Origin of the sequence: Blautia sp. BCRC 81119, assembly GCF_003184505.1 — a bacterium.
Lineage (GTDB): Bacteria > Bacillota > Clostridia > Lachnospirales > Lachnospiraceae > Blautia_A > Blautia_A fusiformis.
In genome coordinates, this window is the sequence record NZ_QJHD01000021.1 from 38,843 (window position 1) to 57,143 (window position 18,301).

19 protein-coding genes, 1 tRNA gene and 1 pseudogene are annotated in these 18,301 nt (G+C 37.8%); all 21 read left to right on the top strand.

Annotated elements, in window-relative coordinates:
* Positions 1 to 76: 76 nt before the first annotated feature.
* The 21 genes and pseudogenes from DMI82_RS12995 to DMI82_RS13100 all read left to right on the top strand — a co-directional run bounded on the left by DMI82_RS12995 (position 77) and on the right by DMI82_RS13100 (position 18,259).
* Positions 77 to 150, top strand: a tRNA-Arg gene (locus DMI82_RS12995).
* 285 nt (positions 151 to 435) lie between these two features.
* Entirely contained in the window at positions 436 to 861 is a 426-nt protein-coding gene (locus DMI82_RS13005) for a GNAT family N-acetyltransferase (RefSeq protein WP_059086530.1), read from the top strand.
* 28 nt (positions 862 to 889) lie between these two features.
* Positions 890 to 1,768: a LysR family transcriptional regulator gene (locus DMI82_RS13010; RefSeq protein WP_110103564.1), complete on the top strand. Its 879-nt coding sequence runs from the start codon at positions 890 to 892 to the stop codon at positions 1,766 to 1,768.
* Positions 1,769 to 1,894: 126 nt separating this feature from the next.
* Positions 1,895 to 2,365, top strand: coding sequence for a flavodoxin (locus tag DMI82_RS13015; protein ID WP_110103565.1), 471 nt, complete (start codon positions 1,895 to 1,897; stop codon positions 2,363 to 2,365).
* Between the two features lie 28 nt (positions 2,366 to 2,393).
* Entirely contained in the window at positions 2,394 to 3,161 is a 768-nt protein-coding gene (locus DMI82_RS13020; RefSeq protein ID WP_015526521.1) for a carboxymuconolactone decarboxylase family protein, read from the top strand.
* Positions 3,162 to 3,171: 10 nt separating this feature from the next.
* Entirely contained in the window at positions 3,172 to 4,176 is a 1,005-nt protein-coding gene (locus tag DMI82_RS13025) for an aldo/keto reductase (protein ID WP_015526520.1), read from the top strand.
* A gap of 21 nt (positions 4,177 to 4,197) precedes the next feature.
* The gene (locus DMI82_RS13030; RefSeq protein ID WP_015526519.1) at positions 4,198 to 4,389 is read left to right on the top strand and encodes a hypothetical protein; all 192 of its coding nucleotides are present in this window, start codon (positions 4,198 to 4,200) and stop codon (positions 4,387 to 4,389) included.
* Positions 4,390 to 4,777: 388 nt separating this feature from the next.
* Positions 4,778 to 5,509: pseudogene (locus DMI82_RS20715) on the top strand (DUF6017 domain-containing protein); the annotation flags it as partial.
* Between the two features lie 9 nt (positions 5,510 to 5,518).
* A complete protein-coding gene (locus tag DMI82_RS13040) occupies positions 5,519 to 5,815 on the top strand; it encodes a hypothetical protein (protein WP_015526518.1) in 297 nt (98 codons plus the stop codon).
* Between the two features lie 97 nt (positions 5,816 to 5,912).
* A complete protein-coding gene (locus tag DMI82_RS13045; RefSeq protein ID WP_110103566.1) occupies positions 5,913 to 6,227 on the top strand; it encodes a hypothetical protein in 315 nt (104 codons plus the stop codon).
* Positions 6,228 to 6,361: 134 nt separating this feature from the next.
* Positions 6,362 to 7,339, top strand: a complete 978-nt coding sequence (gene bsh, locus DMI82_RS13050; protein ID WP_015526515.1) for a choloylglycine hydrolase — start codon at positions 6,362 to 6,364, stop codon at positions 7,337 to 7,339.
* A 38-nt stretch (positions 7,340 to 7,377) separates the two neighbouring features.
* Entirely contained in the window at positions 7,378 to 8,058 is a 681-nt protein-coding gene (locus DMI82_RS13055) for a GTP pyrophosphokinase (RefSeq protein WP_005347231.1), read from the top strand.
* 35 nt (positions 8,059 to 8,093) lie between these two features.
* The gene (gene cls / locus DMI82_RS13060) at positions 8,094 to 9,653 is read left to right on the top strand and encodes a cardiolipin synthase (protein WP_021650145.1); all 1,560 of its coding nucleotides are present in this window, start codon (positions 8,094 to 8,096) and stop codon (positions 9,651 to 9,653) included.
* A 198-nt stretch (positions 9,654 to 9,851) separates the two neighbouring features.
* Positions 9,852 to 11,285 carry a phospholipase D family protein gene (locus DMI82_RS13065; protein WP_015526513.1) on the top strand — a complete coding sequence of 478 codons (1,434 nt, stop codon included), beginning with the start codon at positions 9,852 to 9,854 and terminating at the stop codon, positions 11,283 to 11,285.
* Between the two features lie 18 nt (positions 11,286 to 11,303).
* The gene (locus tag DMI82_RS13070; RefSeq protein WP_021650144.1) at positions 11,304 to 11,975 is read left to right on the top strand and encodes a response regulator transcription factor; all 672 of its coding nucleotides are present in this window, start codon (positions 11,304 to 11,306) and stop codon (positions 11,973 to 11,975) included.
* On the top strand, positions 11,975 to 13,018 hold the full coding sequence (locus tag DMI82_RS13075; protein ID WP_059086534.1) for a HAMP domain-containing sensor histidine kinase: 1,044 nt from the start codon (positions 11,975 to 11,977) through the stop codon (positions 13,016 to 13,018). Before DMI82_RS13070 ends, DMI82_RS13075 begins: the two co-directional genes overlap by 1 nt.
* A 33-nt stretch (positions 13,019 to 13,051) precedes the next feature.
* Positions 13,052 to 14,098, top strand: coding sequence for an FUSC family protein (locus tag DMI82_RS13080; RefSeq protein ID WP_110103567.1), 1,047 nt, complete (start codon positions 13,052 to 13,054; stop codon positions 14,096 to 14,098).
* 6 nt (positions 14,099 to 14,104) lie between these two features.
* Positions 14,105 to 14,677: a CDP-alcohol phosphatidyltransferase family protein gene (locus tag DMI82_RS13085; protein WP_005335451.1), complete on the top strand. Its 573-nt coding sequence runs from the start codon at positions 14,105 to 14,107 to the stop codon at positions 14,675 to 14,677.
* A 221-nt stretch (positions 14,678 to 14,898) separates the two neighbouring features.
* Positions 14,899 to 15,309, top strand: coding sequence for an IS200/IS605 family transposase (gene tnpA, locus DMI82_RS13090; RefSeq protein ID WP_180211310.1), 411 nt, complete (start codon positions 14,899 to 14,901; stop codon positions 15,307 to 15,309).
* A 17-nt stretch (positions 15,310 to 15,326) separates the two neighbouring features.
* Complete coding sequence (locus DMI82_RS13095) at positions 15,327 to 16,583, top strand: RNA-guided endonuclease InsQ/TnpB family protein (protein WP_015526510.1); 1,257 nt, start codon at positions 15,327 to 15,329, stop codon at positions 16,581 to 16,583.
* A 650-nt stretch (positions 16,584 to 17,233) separates the two neighbouring features.
* Complete coding sequence (locus DMI82_RS13100; protein ID WP_021650138.1) at positions 17,234 to 18,259, top strand: molybdopterin-binding protein; 1,026 nt, start codon at positions 17,234 to 17,236, stop codon at positions 18,257 to 18,259.
* The last annotated feature ends 42 nt before the right edge of the window (positions 18,260 to 18,301 follow it).

Below are 18,301 nucleotides of genomic sequence, written 5' to 3' on the forward strand. Positions count from 1 at the left end.
TAATTTCAAAATAAATATAGTAAAATAATGGTTGTGAAACTTTTGGAAGTGTTCGAAATGTTTCACAACCATATATGTCCATATAGCTCAGCTGGATAGAGCACTCGCCTCCTAAGCGAGGGGTCGGAGGTTCAAATCCTCTTATGGACGGGCTTCAAAGCGTTCGAAAATGTTAGCTGGATTAGCTGACAACGAACGCTTTTGTTATTTTCTAATCACGTTCGTGACACAAAATTCCATTCAAAAGGATCAATTTCCAGCTAACATTTTAGTTTTGCTCTGTATGTGTACCCCTCTATATAACGAAACGCTCAGATGCTGTTTTGCAGTGGGGGAAAAGAAAAAATATCAAAAAATTGATGATTAATGGTGAGCTTGTGATAGAATAGATAAAAGAGAAAAGCATAAAGGATGTTGTTGTGGAGAATATTTGTTATGATTAGAAAGTTGCTGAACAGAGATATCGATAGAGTCGCTGACATATGGTTAAAGACAAATCTGAAAGCACATTATTTTATTTCCAATCAATACTGGAAAAGTAATTATGAATTAGTGAAAGAAATGCTGTCACAATCCGAAGTTTATGTGTTTGAAGCAGATAAAATGATACAAGGATTTGTAGGACTAAATGATGAATATATCGAAGGTATTTTTGTCTCTGATGAAATGCAGTCATGTGGCATAGGTAAGCTTTTATTGGATTATATTAAGGATAAAAAAGTCAGCTTACGATTAAATGTATATCAGAAGAATGCCAGAGCAAATTCTTTTTACCAAAGAGAAGGGTTCATTATTCAATGTGAAGGTTTAGATGAAGATACTGGTGAAAAAGAGTACACTATGCTATGGAAACAAAAATAGAAATCGGAAGTTGTGGGAATAAAAAAATATGGAATTAAGACTATTGCGCTATTTTCTGACGGTGGCAAAAGAACAGAGCTTTACAAAAGCAGCAGAACAATTGCATATTACCCAGCCAACGCTATCCAGACAAATGGCGGCATTTGAAGAGGAGCTTGGAGTAATATTATTTATTCGAAGCGGGAAGAAAATTTCGCTTACTGAAGAGGGGATTTTATTAAAAAGGCGTGCCCTGGAGATCCTTAATCTTGAGGAAAAAACACTTGAGGAACTGAAAGGAAAAGAAGATGTTGTAGAGGGAAATATAACCATTGGATGCGGTGAATTTGCAGCGGTGGAGACATTGGCGGAGATATGTAAAACATATAAAGAAAAATACCCGCTGGTTCAGATTGTATTGCATACTGCAACAGCAGATGCAGTGTATGAGATGATGAACAAAGGACTTGTAGATATTGCATTATTCATGGAGCCGGTGGACACCGAAGGGCTGGATTATATCCGGATCACAGATTGCGATCACTGGTGTGTTGGAATGCGGCCGTATGATCCGCTGGCAGAAAAAGAGTTTATAAGAAAAGAAGATCTTATTGGAAAACCATTGATCCTGCCGGAAAGAGTAAATGTTCAAAGTGAACTTGCCAATTGGTTTGGAAAAGACTTTTCGAAACTGCAGATTGCTTTTACAAGTAATCTTGGAACGAATGCCGGAGTTATGGCAGCAAATGGACTGGGCTATCCGGTATCCATCGAAGGTGCTGCAAAGTATTGGCGGGAGGATATTCTTGTACAGCGAAGAATTTCTCCTGAAATCACAACAAGTACTGTGATTGCCTGGAGACGAAACATTCCATATTCTCTGGCGGTCAGTAAAATGATAGAAGAAATAAATGCTTTTCAGGCATAGAATGGAATTCAATATAAGCATTAGACATAATAAAAATATCAGGTATAAAATAGATGTATAAGAGAAATTCAAATCTTATACATCTATTTTTATACGAAAAATTCGCAAAGAAAGGGGATTTTTATTATGAGTAAAAATTTAATCGCATTTTTCAGTGCAAGCGGAACAACAAAAAAAGTAGCACAGATGATCGCAGAGGAAGTAAAAGCGGATTTATTTGAGATTGAGCCAAAAGTTCCATATACAAAGGCTGATCTTGACTGGATGAATAAAAAATCCAGAAGCAGTGTGGAAATGAGTGATAAGAAATACAGACCGGAGATTATGAAGAAAAAGATGGATATGAGTTCTTATGACGAGATCCTTCTGGGATTCCCAATCTGGTGGTATGTAGCTCCGACAATTGTCAATACATTTTTGGAAGCCTATGATTTCAGTGGCAAAAAGATTGTGCTCTTTGCAACATCCGGTGGAAGTGGATTCGGTAATACTGTAAAGGAATTACAGCCATCTGCACCGGAGGCGGTTATCACAGAAGGCAGCCTGTTAAACCGTGGAACAAAACAGGAAATCAGTGAGTGGGTAAAATCTTTATAAATAACAGTGCTATGGAGGTATACAGAAAATGGGAAAAATAGTACAGACAGCAGGAAGAAATACACTTGGTGAATTCGCACCGGAATTTGCACATTTTAACGATGATGTACTTTTCGGCGAAAACTGGAATAACCAGGACATCGACGTAAAAACAAGAAGTATCATCACAGTGGTTGCTCTGATGGCTTCCGGAATTACAGATTCTTCTTTAAAATATCATCTTCAAAATGCAAAAAATCATGGTGTAACACAAAAAGAGATTGCCGCAGTAATCACACATGTCGCATTTTATGCAGGATGGCCAAAAGCATGGGCTGTTTTCAATCTTGCAAAGGAAGTGTGGGAGGCAGGTGAAGGAGATTTACCATACGAAGAGGAAGCAATGCGGGCGCATGCAAAAGAGATGGTATTTCCAATTGGTGCACCAAATGATGGCTTTGCACAGTATTTTTCTGGCAGAAGTTTTCTTGCACCGATTTCCACTTCTCAGGTTGGCATTTTCAACGTGACATTTGAACCCGGATGCAGGAATAATTGGCATATTCATCATGCAAAAAGCGGTGGCGGGCAGATCTTAGTATGTGTAGCCGGCCGAGGGTTTTATCAGGAAGAAGGCAGGGATGCGGTAGAAATGAAACCGGGTGACTGTATTAACATTCCGGTAGATGTAAAGCACTGGCATGGGGCCGCTCCGGATGAATGGTTTTCCCATCTGGCAATTGAGGTGCCGGGAGTGGATTGTTCCAATGAGTGGTGTGAGGCGGTATCGGAGAAAGAGTACGCTGGATTAAGATAAGGAGAGCACTATGGAATACGGTAAACTCGGAAATACAGATATAGAAGTGTCAAAATTATGTGTGGGCTGTATGAGTTTTGGGAAAGCTGGAACCATGCATAACTGGACGTTGGATGAAGCTGAAAGTGAGAATGTTATCAAGCATGCACTTGATTTGGGATATAACTTTTTTGATACAGCAAATGGATATTCAGCAGGAACAAGTGAGGAATATTTAGGTAAAGCATTGAAGAAAAATGTAGCGAGAAATCAGGTTGTGATTGCATCCAAGGTATATTTTAATGAAGGTCGTTTATCAAGACAGGCAATCATGAGGGAAATAGATGGAACTCTGTCACGTCTTGGAACCGACTATCTTGATTTATATATCATCCATAGATTTGACTATGATACACCAATTGAAGAAACTATGGAGGCACTGCACGATCTGGTAAAAGCAGGAAAGGTCAGGGCACTTGGTGCATCTGCCATGTATGGATATCAGTTTTATAATATGCAGTTAGCCGCAAGAGACAATGGATGGACACCATTTTCTGCGATGGAGAATCATTATAATTTGCTTTACAGAGAGGATGAGAGAGAATTGCTACCAATTTGTAAGCAAATGAAAGTTTCGTTAATGCCGTATAGCCCTCTTGCAGCCGGACATCTGGCAAGACCACAGTGGAAATCAGAGTCTCTTCGTGGAACCACGGATAGGGTTGCCATGGGAAAATATGATAAGACTGAAGCGGAAGACATGCAGATAGTTAAACGTGTAGCGGAGCTTGCCGAAAAGTATAACTGCAAAATGTCCCAGATAGCCATTGCATGGCAGTGGGCAAAGGGAATTCTATCGCCTATTATTGGGGCAACCAAAACGCAGTATCTGGATGATTCAGCCGGAGCATTTGACATTAAATTAACTGCCGAAGACCTTGCATATCTTGAAGAGCCATATGTTCCACATGAGATAGTTGGTGCAATTGATAAAAATCCGGCACAAGGTGTTATTTTGCTTGATGAAAAGAAATAATAAAGAACTAGGTGTAGCCATATGAAGAAATATTTATCAGTTATTCTGGAAATTATCCTCACAGCCTGTCTGGTTGCATGTGGTAGTTCTAACAAGGATTCCGTGAACGATGATAAACAAGAGGTAAGACTGGGAAAAATGAATATGCCAGAGCGTGAGGTTGTAGAATTGCTGAGTAACGGAGACGTAGAATTAAAAATTTCGAAAGAATGAAATTACTGTTTTTCTATACGAAGAGCTCGACAGATTTTAGATAATTGCGATCTGTGAAGGATTTGCAATTTTAGGAATGATATTTTTGATTATCAGTTGATAGTCAACTTCCAGTTTGTTGAATTAAAAATGAAATAAAGTTTCAGTAATCATAGAGTGTATGGATTCAATTCCATATGCTCTTTTTCTTTTACTTAATTTCAAGAAAATGCAGAAATCTAATGTTACGAGTTTCTTACGAGTGGCATTAAAAAAAACTCGCAAGAAAACTCGTAAGAAAAAAAGTAAAAAAATTTGCTTTTGACCACTGTAAAACAGGCTCTGAGCGTTTCGTTATATGAAGGGATAATTTTTCTTTCATAATTCAAAGAAAAGAGGACAAAGAAATGTCAGAGAACTGGATGACGAAACAGGAATTGGTCTGATTGAGAAACGCAGACAGGGATTTGGAAAGGTGAACGTTATCTACGTGAAAACCTTTATGCCTGAGAAAACAGATAAGAAAAAATTTGGAGAGGAATTAAAGAAATTTAGAAAACAAACTTCTGTGGAAAATGAGGAATCTACAGAAGTTTACATTTCAAACTTCATGAAGTCCCAAAATCAAACTTCTAGAAGTCCCGAAAACAAACTTCAAGAAGTTTACATTTCAAACCCTAATAATACTAATCTTAGTGATACTGAAATGAATGATAATAAATCTAATCAAATCGTATCTGCAGATGAGAATCGATCCAATGGCGATAATTCCACTGAGGAATATCAGGCTTATGAAAAACTGGTCAAAGAGATTGTTGATTATGAATCACTGGAAGTAACCCATCATGACGATATGCGACAGGTAGATGAAATCGTGAACCTGATCGTAGAGACTGTGATGTGTAAAAATGACAAGATCTTGATTGCCAGCAACTGGTATCCGGCATCACTGGTGAAGAAAAAATTTCTGATGCTGACCTATTCACATATCGAGTATGTCTTACACTGTATGAGTGGTAACACCACAAAGGTGAAGAACATCAAGAAATATTTATTAGCAGCCCTGTTTAATGCACCGTCAACGATGAACGGGTATTATCAGGCAGAGGTGAACCATGATATGCCAGGACTGGTAAGATAGGAGGTGCACATGTTTATTTTAAAACTTGCTGGAAAGATATTATTACTGCCGGTATGGCTGATCCTTTTTGTGATCGGCCTGGCAGTGAAGATGACAGTACAGACTTATGCGGTTGTAAGGGGAATCCTTGGTTTTATATTCACTTTGTTGATTATAGCAACTGCATACTGTTACCATGACTGGGTACAGGTTGTATTCCTGTTTGCGCTGAGTGTTATTCTGTATCTGATCCTGTTTGCAGGAGTGTTCGTAGATACTGTACTGGACATGACAAGAGAACGTATTATTGATTTTATTATATCGTGAGGAGGATATGAAAATGAGCGAAAACAATGATTATATTCAGTTACCACCACTTAAAAAAGACACACCGTCCGATGTGGTAGCATTTATGTGGTAGTACATGAAAGTACCGGAGAATTCAAGAGAAAAAGTTAAGAATCTGCTTAAAGATGCAAATGAAAATGGCGTAAAATTAAGTCATCAGGCACCAACACTGTATGATGTTGTCCCAAAAGAAGAAATTGCTGAATTTGAAGAGCTTATGCGCAAAACCATAGCTGACATTGTATCAGAAGCCAGTAGCGTTGCCTGTTGGGTGTATGTGCAGAAATATGTGAAGCACAAAACCCTAAACGAAATGCTGCAAGAATTGCCAGACGTAGGTCAATTCATCCTAGCTATGGATACCTGGTTTGAAAAACTGATGGAGAAATAATCTAGGAAAATAGTTTAAAGTTTACATGTTATGATCATGTATGAAGTTGGAACAGAATAAAAGATTGTGCTATACTATTGTTCAAGAAAAAAACTCATTGACATATTTCAATCTATTTAGGAGGATAAATGATCATGTGTACAGCAGCAACTTATAAAACAAAAGATTTTTACTTTGGACGAACCCTCGATTATGAATTCTCTTATGGTGATCAGATAGTAATTACACCACGTAATTATGCGTTTAATTTTCGCCATGTTGACGATATGAAAAATCATTATGCAATTATTGGAATGGCTCATGTTGCAGAGGATTATCCTTTGTATTATGATGCTATGAATGAAAAAGGAGTGGCAATGGCAGGACTGAATTTTGTCGGAAATGCTGTTTATTCCGCGATTAAGCCAGATGTGGAAAATATTGCACAGTTTGAATTTATTCCGTGGATTTTAAGTCAGTGTTCTTCTTTAGTTGAAGTTCGCGAGCTTCTTGAACGAATTAATATTGTTAATACTCCTTTCAGCGAGCAATTACCATTAGCACAATTACACTGGATCATTTCTGATGAGAATGAGTCAATTACGGTAGAATCTATGTCGGATGGTTTGCATATTTATGACAATCCAGTAGGAGTGCTTACGAATAATCCGCCATTTCCACAGCAGATGTTTCAACTAAATAATTATATGTATTTATCTCCTAAACAGCCCAGAAATACTTTCTGCGAAAATTTGGCTCTTGATGCATATAGTAGAGGTATGGGAGGATTAGGTCTTCCGGGAGATCTCTCATCTTCCTCACGCTTTGTACGTGTAGCTTTTACAAAGGTAAATGCAATTTCAGGTGAATCAGAGGAAGAAAGCGTTAGCCAATTCTTCCACATTCTCGGATCTGTGGATCAGCAACGAGGATGTTGCGAAGTAGCGGATGGAAAATATGAAATCACATTGTATACGTCGTGTTGTAATGTTACAAAAGGTATTTATTATTACAATACTTATGAAAACCATCAGATCAGTGCAGTAGATATGCATGTAGAAAATCTGGATAGTGATAAAATGATTTGTTATCCAGTAATTCAAGGAGAACGAATCAACTATCAAAATAAATAATGTTTTGAAATCAGGGATGAGGTAGAAAGGAAAGTTCCATGACAAAAGATGAAGTAAAAAAACTCAGGATGAACAGTCCGGAATCACTACAGTTTTTAAATAATGCTACAAAATTTTATAATTTAATGATGATGTATCGTTGTGCTATTCGGGAGATACAAACTAAACTTGAGGTTTTGGATGATGAATTTTCAGTTGAGAACAATCGAAATCCTATTTCTTTTATAAAAACAAGAATTAAGAAGCCCAATAGTATTTACGATAAACTGCAGAAGATGGGATATGAATTTACAACAGAAAATATACAGACATATCTCAATGATGTAGCAGGCGTTCGAATAGTTTGTGCGTTTATTGACGATATTTATATGATATCAGATTTGATTACCCAACAGGATGATATTAAAGTTATTGAAATAAAAGATTATATAAAAAATCCAAAATCGAATGGTTATCGAAGCTATCATATGATTGTCGAAATACCAGTATTTTTTGCTAAGGGTAAAACACCTATGCGTGTAGAATTACAGATTCGAACCAATGGTATGGATTTCTGGGCAACATTGGAACATCAACTTCGCTATAAAAAAGGAATTGAAGAAATGCCTGGCTATGATGAGATAAGTGAAGAATTACTTCATTCTGCAAGAGCTATCATTGAAGCAGATAATGAAATGCAGAGAATAAAAGACAAAATTGGTATGTTTCACGAAATTTAGGGAGAAAACTGAGCACGTAGGAAGGTGGAATATATATGAAACAAGATACTTTAGAGGGCAAAGCAAAAACAAAAAATGGGGTAAAACGACTGTGTTTTTCCATAATCTGCATTCTTCTGGAAGTGATTTTTATTATTACTATCGTAACACGCTTGAATGAATATGCAGAAATCATAAATTTATTTACAAGGATTTTGAGTGGGATCTTGGTTTTGGGATTGTACGCATCAAATAAGACATCCTCTATGAAAATGCCTTGGGTCATCTTAATTCTAATTTTCCCAATTATGGGTGTAGGCCTGTATTTGTTGATTGGTTTGAATGGTGGCACACATAAAATGCGTGAGCGATATGCAGAAATTGATAGCAAATTGTTACCAATGCTTCCGGACGGTCAGGAGTGTTTGAGCAAAATAAAAGAAACAATTCCGAAAGCAGGAAATATAGCAAGTTACATACAAAGAAATTCGCAGTATCCAATCTATCAGAATACGGATATTGTGTATTTTGATGAAGCAGTGAAAGGATTAGAGGCACAGCTTAAGGATTTGGAGAAAGCACAGAAGTTTATCTTTATGGAATATCATGCGATAGAAGACGCTGAAGCATGGCATAAGATTCAAGATGTTCTGGAAGAGCGAGTAAAAGCAGGTGTGGAAGTTAGAGTATTCTACGATGATATGGGTTCTATAGGCTTTATTAACACAGATTTTGTGAAAAAGATGGAGGCAATAGGAATTCATTGCCGTGTATTCAATCCGTTTGTGCCAGGTTTAAATCTGTTTTTGAACAATCGTGATCATAGAAAAATAACAGTTATTGATGGAAAAGTCGGATTTACAGGTGGATATAATCTAGCAAACGAATATTTTAATTACACACACCCGTATGGACAGTGGAAAGATACAGGTATTCGTTTAGAAGGAGATGCTGTTCAGTCGCTTACGGTGACATTTTTGGAAATGTGGAATGCAGTAAGTGATAAGGATGCTAATGATTCTGATTTTAGTAAATACCTTTTCCACTATGATTATGCGGCACAGCAAACTGGGTTTGTTCAACCTTATGCAGACAGCCCTATGGATAATGAGCAAGTAGGAGAAGAAGTTTATATCAGTATGATAAATAAAGCTGAAAAATATTGTTGGTTTATGACTCCATATCTAATCATAACAGATGAAATGACGCATGCGTTATGTCTGGCTGCTAAGCGAGGGGTAGACGTAAGAATTATCACACCTGGTATCCCTGATAAAAAATTCATTTATAATATAACTCGTTCTTTTTATCATGGATTAGTTAAACATGGTGTTCGTGTTTATGAGTGGACTCCTGGTTTCTGTCATGCAAAAATGAGTGTGGCAGATGACTGTATGGCAACTTGTGGAACAATTAATTTGGATTATCGAAGTTTATATCACCATTTTGAAAACGGCTGTTTTATGGCAGATTGTCAGGCAGTTGTGGAAATAAAAAATGATCTGATAAGAACGCTGGGAGAATGTCGTGATGTGACAGACCAATATCAAACCGGACGAAGTGCATATTTGCGACTGGGACAATTATTTATGAGATTATTTGCTGGATTGCTATAAGAATCTGATGAAACGACCTTTCAAAAAACAGTTGATTTAGAAGTTAACTGTTTTTGAAAGGCCGTTTTTGCTATATCTAACAGTCTGTTGTACAAAGAAGATTTTGCATGGATGAAAAAAACAAACCTTGTTGAGGTTAAATTGAGATTGACTTTGTATTGTATAAGTATGAAATAAAAAGGAATCAGGTGATGTACAATGAAAAAGCATAAAATATGTAAAATCCTTCTTGTTATACTGGCAATTTTTTTATGTGTGGCTTTTTATGAATTGCTCGGAATCTGCGTTGCATATAAAAAGCAGCCGGAAGTGTCCAATACAACCAAAAAAGAAACAAAAAATGGGTCATGGAACGAATGCAGTGAAAATACAGAACGGGCAGTAATCATAGAAAAGAATCCAGAAGCACTTTTACAAAGAGTGCGTTTGATCAAGAATGCAAAAAAGGAAATTATTCTTTCTACTTTTGCATTTCAATCCGATGAAAGTGGAAAATTGATTTTAGGAGCACTGCATGATGCGGCAGACAGAGGTGTACATATTCGTCTGTTAGTAGATGGAATGGAGAGCTGGATTGATATGGAAGGAAATCCGTATTTCTATGGATTATCTTCCCATGAGAATGTTGAAATTAAACTGTATAATAAGGCCAATCCGTTGAAACCGTGGAAAATGATGGGTAGAATGCATGATAAATATTTGATTGCAGATGGAAAGAGATATATTCTTGGGGGAAGAAATACATACAATTATTTCCTGGGTGATTTTCCGGGACATAAGAACTATGACAGAGACGTGTTAGTGGTTTGCGATGAACCTGAGAAAGAAAATTCAGTTAACCAGTTGTCAGAGTATTTTGAAACCATATGGAATCAGGAAGACTGTGGTTATTTTCATAACAATAAAAAACTGGCAAATAGAAAATCTGTAAAGAACGCAGTTTTAGAGCTGCAGAACAGCTATCAGAAATATTTTGAAGAGAATAAGGAAAGAATCTGCGAGACCAATTATACGGACGAAACTTTTGAGACAGAAAAGATTACATTAGTGTCAAATCCTATTCACACAGGTTCCAAAGAACCAGTAGTGTGGTATCAGTTGGGAGAATTGATGAAAAATGCAAAAAATCGTGTGAAGATCCACACGCCATATATTATCTGTAATGATATGATGTATAATACATGGGAGGAAATTGCAGAGAACGTTTCAGATTTTTCTATCATGACAAATTCAGTTGCGAATAATGGGAATCCATTTGGGGCTGCCGATTATGCGAAAAACAGAAATAGAATCTTAAGTACAGGAATTAATATCTGGGAATATGAAGGCGGTTATTCATACCACGGAAAAAGTATTCTGATTGACGATGATCTGTCTGTAATCGGTTCCTTTAATATGGACATGAGAAGTGCATATCTGGATACGGAACTGATGCTTGTAATTCGCAGTAAAGATATTAATAAACAGTTGGAAGAGGGCATGATGGAATATGAAAAAGTGTCCCGCCAGATATTAGAAGGCGGAACTTATAATGATCCATATCATGTAGAGCCAATCGAATTAACAAAGAAACGTCAGAGAAACGTACTTTTGGTACAGCATCTGCTTGGATGGGCAAGATATCTGTTCTGATAAAGGAGGAAGAAGATCGTGTTTCAAATATTAATTGTAGAAGATGATAAAGAATTAAGCCAGCTATTCCAAAAAGTGCTTGAGAAGAATGGATATCAGGTCAAAAGTGCATCGGATGGAGCACTGGCATTAGAAATATTGGATAAAGAGTATATTGATCTGATCATTTCCGATATTATGATGCCGGTTATGGATGGCTATGAACTGGTGTCAGAACTTCGTTCAGCAGGATATCAGATACCGGTACTTATGATCACTGCGAAAGGTTCCTTTGATGATATGCGCCAGGGATTTCTTTCGGGAAGTGACGATTATATGGTAAAACCGGTAAATGTGAATGAAATGGTTTTAAGAGTCGGAGCACTGCTTCGCCGTGCACAGATACTGAATGAACACAAAATTGTGATCGGTTCAACAGAGTTTGATTATGATGCAATGACGATTACAACTGATAAGGAAAGTCTTGTTTTGCCTAAAAAAGAATTCCTGCTTTTATATAAGCTTGCAGCTTCGCCAGGCAGAACATTTACAAAACAACAGTTGATGGATGAAGTATGGGGATACGAGACGGAGGCAGACCCACATACAATAGAGGTACATATAGGAAGAATCAGAGAGCGTTTTAAAGATACCCCGGATTTTGAAATCGTAACAATGCGTGGAATTGGATACAAGGTGGTGAAAAAATAATGGAACAAAAGAAAGAAAAAGGATTGCGGATCCGATCCTGTCTGACTGGTGCAATCTGGCTGGCACTTGTATTTTCAACAGTCATATCTGCGTTATTATTTGCTTTTTTGAATCATTTTTTTAATCTGCCGGGCAGCATACCTGTGCTTGGCTGGCTTTTGATTTTCAATACATTGATTGCAGGGCTGATCACTTCCTTTATCAATGCAAAGTTACTGGAACCAATTACCAGACTTAGTAAAGCAATGAAGGAAGTTTCTCAGGGAGATTTTGAACAGCATTTGGAAACGAACAGCCGTATAGCAGAAGTTGGAGAATCTTATCAAAGTTTTAACGTTATGACAAAAGAACTTCGTGCAACAGAGGTGCTGCAGATGGATTTTGTATCTAATGTTTCTCATGAGTTTAAGACCCCGATCAATGCCATTGAAGGGTATACAATGCTTCTTCAGGGAGAAGAATTGTCTCAGGAGCAAGAGGAATATGTAGAAAAAATCCTGTTTAATACCCAAAGGCTTTCCGGATTGGTTGGAAATATTTTGCTGTTATCCAAGTTAGAGAATCAGAATATACCAATGAAAAAAACAGAATATCGTCTGGATGAACAGATCCGCCAGGCATTTCTTTCATTGGAAACAAAATGGACAGAAAAAGAAATTGGTTTTCAGGTAGAATTGGAGGAAGTTAAATATACTGGGAATGAAGGACTTTTTATGCATATCTGGATAAATCTTTTGGATAATGCGATTAAGTTCAGCCCTTCAAAGGGGACAATTACGATGTTTCTGAAACAAGAACAGGATTCTGTTAAGTTCATTCTGGAAGATGAAGGACCAGGAATAGAGGATGATGTAAAATCCAGAATATTTGACAAGTTCTATCAGGTAGATGGATCTCATAAAGCAGAAGGAAATGGCCTAGGTCTTGCACTTGTAAAACGGATTGTAGATAGTGCCGGAGGAACAATCAAAGCAGAAAACCGTGAATATGGTGGATGCAGATTTGTTATAGAGCTGCCAAAGCAGAAAGATGAGATTATATAGTTTTAAGATAAATTAGAAGATGGGAGGATTTATATGACATTTTATCAGGAGTTGCAGTTAAATCAGGCAGGTTCTAAAAACCTGTTGAAAAAGAGTGAAACACTAAAAGAAAAATTATATCATATGTGGGTATATCTGGTGAAGATAGCTGTTACAATGGCATTTTGTTTTTTCTTTGTTAGTATTTTCAGCATCCTATTTGGAAATGAGAACAGCATTGTAGGTGTAGTAGTCTTATTATGTCTCATGGTGTTTAGAAATGCGGATCTGGGGATCCACACCGGACAATCTACGATGCTTTTGGCTTTGTTCTTTGTAATTATGACTGTATGTCCGCATTTAGCAAATCAGTTTTCACCGGTATTGGGAATGCTGTTAAATATTGCGGCACTGGCTGTGTTGATTCTGTTCGGATGCCATAATCCATTCATGTTTAATCAATCTACATTGGTTCTTGGGTATCTGCTGCTATATGGTTATGATGTTACGGGAAAAAGCTATCAGATGCGATTAGTCGGGATGGCTTTAGGTGCAGCACTTACCTGCTTCGTATTTTATCGAAATCATAAAAACAGAACTTATAAAAGAAATCTGAAAGATCTGATACAAGAATTTGATATCACTTCTTCCAGAACAAAATGGCAGATATGTCAGATTTTATGCGTACCGATTGTCCTTTGCATTGCAGAAATTTGTAATATGCCACGTGCAATGTGGGCTGGTATTGCGGCCATGTCCGCGATTTTGCCGTTTATGGAAGATATGCACTACAGAGTCCGTAAAAGGATTGTCGGAAATATTGCAGGTGTTATATGTTTTACAGTATTATATTTTCTGCTTCCTTCGTCAATCTATGCATATATAGGAATTCTTGGTGGAATCGGTGTAGGATTTTCAGCACAATATGGCTGGCAGGCAGTATTTAACACATTTGGTGCTTTAGCCATTGCTGCAGAGACTTATGGACTACAAGGAGCGGTTAGTCTTAGAGTGATTCAAAATGTTTTTGGTGTTGTGTTTGCTTTAGCATTTTGTGTTATATTTTATTGGTTTATGTCTAAAAAAAGGAAAGTGAGGTGACCGTACATGCAGAGTGAAGTGAATCAGGAAGAAAATTTGAATAGAATTATTACGGTTCCTAATCTTCTTTCTTTTTTTCGGCTTTGTCTGATTCCGGTAATTATATGGAGTTATTGTGTAAAGAAAAATCCTCTGTTAGCTGGTGAAATCTTATTGCTGTCTGGGCTTACGGATCTTGCTGATGGATATATCGCAAGAAGATTCCATAGGATTAGTAATTTAGGAAAAATACTTGATCCGGTGGCTGATAAGCTGACACAGGCAGCGATGTTAATCTGTCTGTTTACTCGTTTTCCGCATGTGCTTCTTTTAATCGTAATAATGGCAGGTAAGGAGCTGTATATGGTAGTCAGTGGATGTCTTGTGATACGAAAGACAGGAAAAGTACATGGTGCAGACTGGCATGGAAAGATAGTAACCTTTTTATTATATGGAACTGCAGCGGTGCATATTATATGGTTCCACATTACACCGATGGTATCAGATCTGTTGATTGGTTTGTGCGCTATAATGATGGTCATATCGGTCGCTCTGTATATTATCCAGAATACCAGGACTCTTAAGGGAGAGACTGTATAAGCAATTTTATATTGCAATGACTAGAAAAATATTTAGGAAGATAAGCGGGAATCCTCGGTAATTCAATTGCCGAGATGAAAGCGTAAACTGTGCATATCTGCACATTATAAGTAAAATATATTTATTTTTTTACTAAAAAATGCTGTATCCAGCTTTATTAAAAAAGAAAATATGTTCGGCATTTTATTGTGATATTCTTAATACTATGCTATACTATATGTATGAAGGAGAATCTTATACATTACCGCACTTGTGTGTGCAATATTAATTACCATATGGTATGGTCAGTGAAATACTGGCGGAAGATATTGAATGCGGAGATTGAAGCATATCTTCAGGAGCTGGTGCAGGAGATCGCAGCGGATAAAGGTTTTACCGTCCATTTGTTTGAATGCGGGGAAGGAGACCATGTGCACTGTTTTGTGTCTGCTCCTCCCAAATTATCCATAACTGCGATCGTGAAATATCTGAAAGGGATCACCGGCAGGAAATTATTCGAACGTTTTCCGGAAATAAGAGAACAGCTTTGGAAAGGAGAGCTGTGGAACCATTCCTATTATGTGGAAACGGTCGGGTCTGTGTCGGAAGAAAACATCCGCAGATATATTGAGCATCAGAGTAAAGTTTATTGAGATCATAGAGGTGGGAAATGCTGCTGTCAAAGAAAACATCCATAAAGGTCAGTCAGGAATATGCAAACGTCATCGGACATATGTGTTATGCGGCATCCAAGCTCTGGAATGTCTGTAATTACGAACGTCAGCATTACAAAGAAATGGGAATGGAGAAATACCCGGACTGGTATTATCAGAAAAAATCCCATAGAGAGGATCTGTGGTATAAACAGCTTCCATCTCAGACAGCCCAGGAAGTCTGCAAGCTGCTGGATAAAGCATGGAAATCTTTTTACGCCTTGAAAAGATCCGGAGGGATTGAGAATCCCAGACCACCGCGGTTTAAACAGGAAAGTATCCCCATTACCTATATGCAGATGGGAATTGTACATGAATGGGACACAGAAAAAGTCCGTCTGTCCCTTCCAAAAGCATTAAAAAGATATATGGAAGAAACGTATCAGATCCATGAGAACTTTCTTTATCTTGAAAATAAGATTTTCAGGGGCATGGATCAGATCAAACAGTTGCGGATCTACCCACCGGAAAAAGGTGAATGTAAAGTTATTGTTGTTTATGAGATTTCAGAGAGGGAAGAACTTTCGCAGAATGGACACTATCTGTCAGTTGATCTGGGACTTCATAATCTTATGACATGCTATGATTCCGGGAATGGGAATACATTTATCCTGGGCAGAAGATATCTTGCATTGGAAAGATATTTTCATAAAGAGATTGCAAGGGTGCAGGCACAATGGTATGGACAGCAGTCTGTGAAGGAAATAAAACATCCAGTCACATCAAAACATATTCGCAGATTATATCAGAAAAAGCAGAACTCGGTAACGGATTATCTGCACAAGATCACAAGATACTTTGCAAAATACTGCCGTGAACAGGGAATTACCTGTGTTGTGGCAGGGGATATCCGGAATATCCGGAAAGGAAAAGACCTGGGACACAGAACAAACCAGAAGTTCCACAATCTGCCGTATAACAGGCTCTATAGCATGATGGAATATAAGCTTAAGATGTACGGGATCCGTTTTGTAAGACAGGAAGAAAGCTATACCAGCCAGTGCAGTCCGCTGTCACCAGAGGTGGAAAAAAGATATGCACAGCCATGCAACCGAAAACAAAGGGGACTGTACAGGGACAGAAACCGGAAGTATAACGCAGATGCTGTAGGTGCATATAACATCCTGAGAAAATATCTCTCCGTATCCGGAGAGAAAAAGGAACTGTCCGTAACCGGACTAAAAACGCCAGAAATAATAAAAGTAGCTGTATAGCTCTAAAGAGCAAACAGTAGTGGTGTCATGGACGCACCCTGAAAAGGCGGTATCCCGCCTTAATTCAGATGCTCTGGTAACTCAGTTGCCGAGTAGTTCACATAGAAAATAAATCATTATAAAAAGATCCTGTTCATACTATGATATATGCGATGATTATGGAGATAACAATTATGACTGCCAGTATGGAAAGCCAGAAATAATCTATAATTCTTTGATTGCAAGGTATTTTGTTGTATTGCGTGTCTTGGTCAGGTTCACCTCCTCTCTATTTCGTCGAGTTTTTTAAGAAATCAATCTCCATTTGTTGCTGCTGTGTTTGAGCTTTTAGTAGTCGGTTTTCAGCTTTCAACTTCTCAATATCTGATAATTGAGAAATCGCTTTGTTCTTACCTCGTCGATCATATAATCCTTCGATTCCTTTATCTTTATATTTTCTAACCTATGCATAAACTTGTCCGTAGGAGCAACCATATTTATTCGCTGTAGAAGAATAATTACATCCCGTGTTCAAGGCTTTGCGGTATTTTTTCGGATTTCAATGTGTCAAACTCCCGTGTTTATGAAAGTTGTGTTTTTCTTGGCAATATGTTACAATTACTCCATATAAATTTATAACTTTTCTAGACAGAAAGTAAAAGGGGAACGTCATGAAGTGTATTAAAACAACGGACGCGGTAGGACATGTACTGTGCCATGATATTACCAGAATTGTGAAGGATGTGGTAAAAGATACAGCCTTTCGTAAAGGACATATTGTACAGGAAGAAGATATTCCGGTTTTGCTATCTCTGGGAAAAGACCATCTTTATGTGTGGGAGAAGGATGAAAATACTTTGCATGAAAATGAAGCAGCGCAGATTCTGTGTGATGTGTGCATCAATGAGAATATGCATCCAACGGATGTAAAAGAAGGAAAAATTGAGTTGATTGCAGATTGTGACGGAGTATTTCAGGTGGATGTGCCGAGGCTGGATGCTATTAATGAGATCGATGAGATTATGATTGCCACCCGTCATACAAATTTCCCGGTAAAAAAAGGTGACCGTCTTTTAGGAACCCGTGTGATTCCGCTGGTGATTGCAAAAGAAAAAATGGATTTGGTGAAGAAAACAGCAGGAGAAAAACCGCTGGTATCGCTGGCACCTTATAAGAAACGGAAGGTAGGAATTGTAACCACCGGAAATGAAGTATTTTATGGAAGAATTAAGGATACTTTCACACCGGTAATCATCGAAAAAATGAAATCTTACGGTGCTGAAATTCACGGACATATTCTGTGCAATGATGATATGGAAAAAATCACTGCCGCTATTATGAAATTAAAAGAAGAAGGGGCAGATCTGATTGTCTGTACCGGTGGTATGAGCGTGGATCCAGATGATAAGACACCGGGCGCGATCAAAAATACAGGAGCGAGAATCGTATCTTATGGTGCTCCGGTACTTCCGGGAGCGATGTTCCTGTTATCCTATCTGGAAGATGGCACACCGGTAATGGGACTGCCGGGATGTGTGATGTATGCAAAAGCCACCGTATTTGATCTTGTTCTGCCACGTATTATCGCAGGTATAGAAGTGACAAAAAAAGATCTGGCACATATGGGAAATGGCGGATTCTGTCTTGGCTGCAAAGAATGTCATTATCCGAACTGCAGCTTTGGAAAGGGCGTATAAGAGCAGGACAGGAGGAATAAGCATGGAAAAGCTTACGGTAGA

Bases quoted from the DNA above. Each gene is read 5' to 3' on its own strand.
- DMI82_RS13075 (WP_059086534.1), top strand. From the start codon at position 11,975: ATGGAACAAAAGAAAGAAAAAGGATTGCGGATCCGATCCTGTCTGACT.
- DMI82_RS13100 (WP_021650138.1), top strand. From the start codon at position 17,234: ATGAAGTGTATTAAAACAACGGACGCGGTAGGACATGTACTGTGCCAT.
- DMI82_RS13055 (WP_005347231.1), top strand. From the start codon at position 7,378: ATGACAAAAGATGAAGTAAAAAAACTCAGGATGAACAGTCCGGAATCA.
- DMI82_RS13005 (WP_059086530.1), top strand. From the start codon at position 436: ATGATTAGAAAGTTGCTGAACAGAGATATCGATAGAGTCGCTGACATA.
- bsh (WP_015526515.1), top strand. From the start codon at position 6,362: ATGTGTACAGCAGCAACTTATAAAACAAAAGATTTTTACTTTGGACGA.
- DMI82_RS13065 (WP_015526513.1), top strand. From the start codon at position 9,852: ATGAAAAAGCATAAAATATGTAAAATCCTTCTTGTTATACTGGCAATT.
- DMI82_RS13010 (WP_110103564.1), top strand. From the start codon at position 890: ATGGAATTAAGACTATTGCGCTATTTTCTGACGGTGGCAAAAGAACAG.
- DMI82_RS13025 (WP_015526520.1), top strand. From the start codon at position 3,172: ATGGAATACGGTAAACTCGGAAATACAGATATAGAAGTGTCAAAATTA.
- DMI82_RS13095 (WP_015526510.1), top strand. From the start codon at position 15,327: ATGCTGCTGTCAAAGAAAACATCCATAAAGGTCAGTCAGGAATATGCA.
- DMI82_RS13085 (WP_005335451.1), top strand. From the start codon at position 14,105: ATGCAGAGTGAAGTGAATCAGGAAGAAAATTTGAATAGAATTATTACG.
- DMI82_RS13030 (WP_015526519.1), top strand. From the start codon at position 4,198: ATGAAGAAATATTTATCAGTTATTCTGGAAATTATCCTCACAGCCTGT.
- cls (WP_021650145.1), top strand. From the start codon at position 8,094: ATGAAACAAGATACTTTAGAGGGCAAAGCAAAAACAAAAAATGGGGTA.
- DMI82_RS13020 (WP_015526521.1), top strand. From the start codon at position 2,394: ATGGGAAAAATAGTACAGACAGCAGGAAGAAATACACTTGGTGAATTC.
- DMI82_RS13015 (WP_110103565.1), top strand. From the start codon at position 1,895: ATGAGTAAAAATTTAATCGCATTTTTCAGTGCAAGCGGAACAACAAAA.
- DMI82_RS13045 (WP_110103566.1), top strand. From the start codon at position 5,913: ATGAAAGTACCGGAGAATTCAAGAGAAAAAGTTAAGAATCTGCTTAAA.
- DMI82_RS13040 (WP_015526518.1), top strand. From the start codon at position 5,519: ATGTTTATTTTAAAACTTGCTGGAAAGATATTATTACTGCCGGTATGG.
- DMI82_RS13080 (WP_110103567.1), top strand. From the start codon at position 13,052: ATGACATTTTATCAGGAGTTGCAGTTAAATCAGGCAGGTTCTAAAAAC.
- tnpA (WP_180211310.1), top strand. From the start codon at position 14,899: ATGAAGGAGAATCTTATACATTACCGCACTTGTGTGTGCAATATTAAT.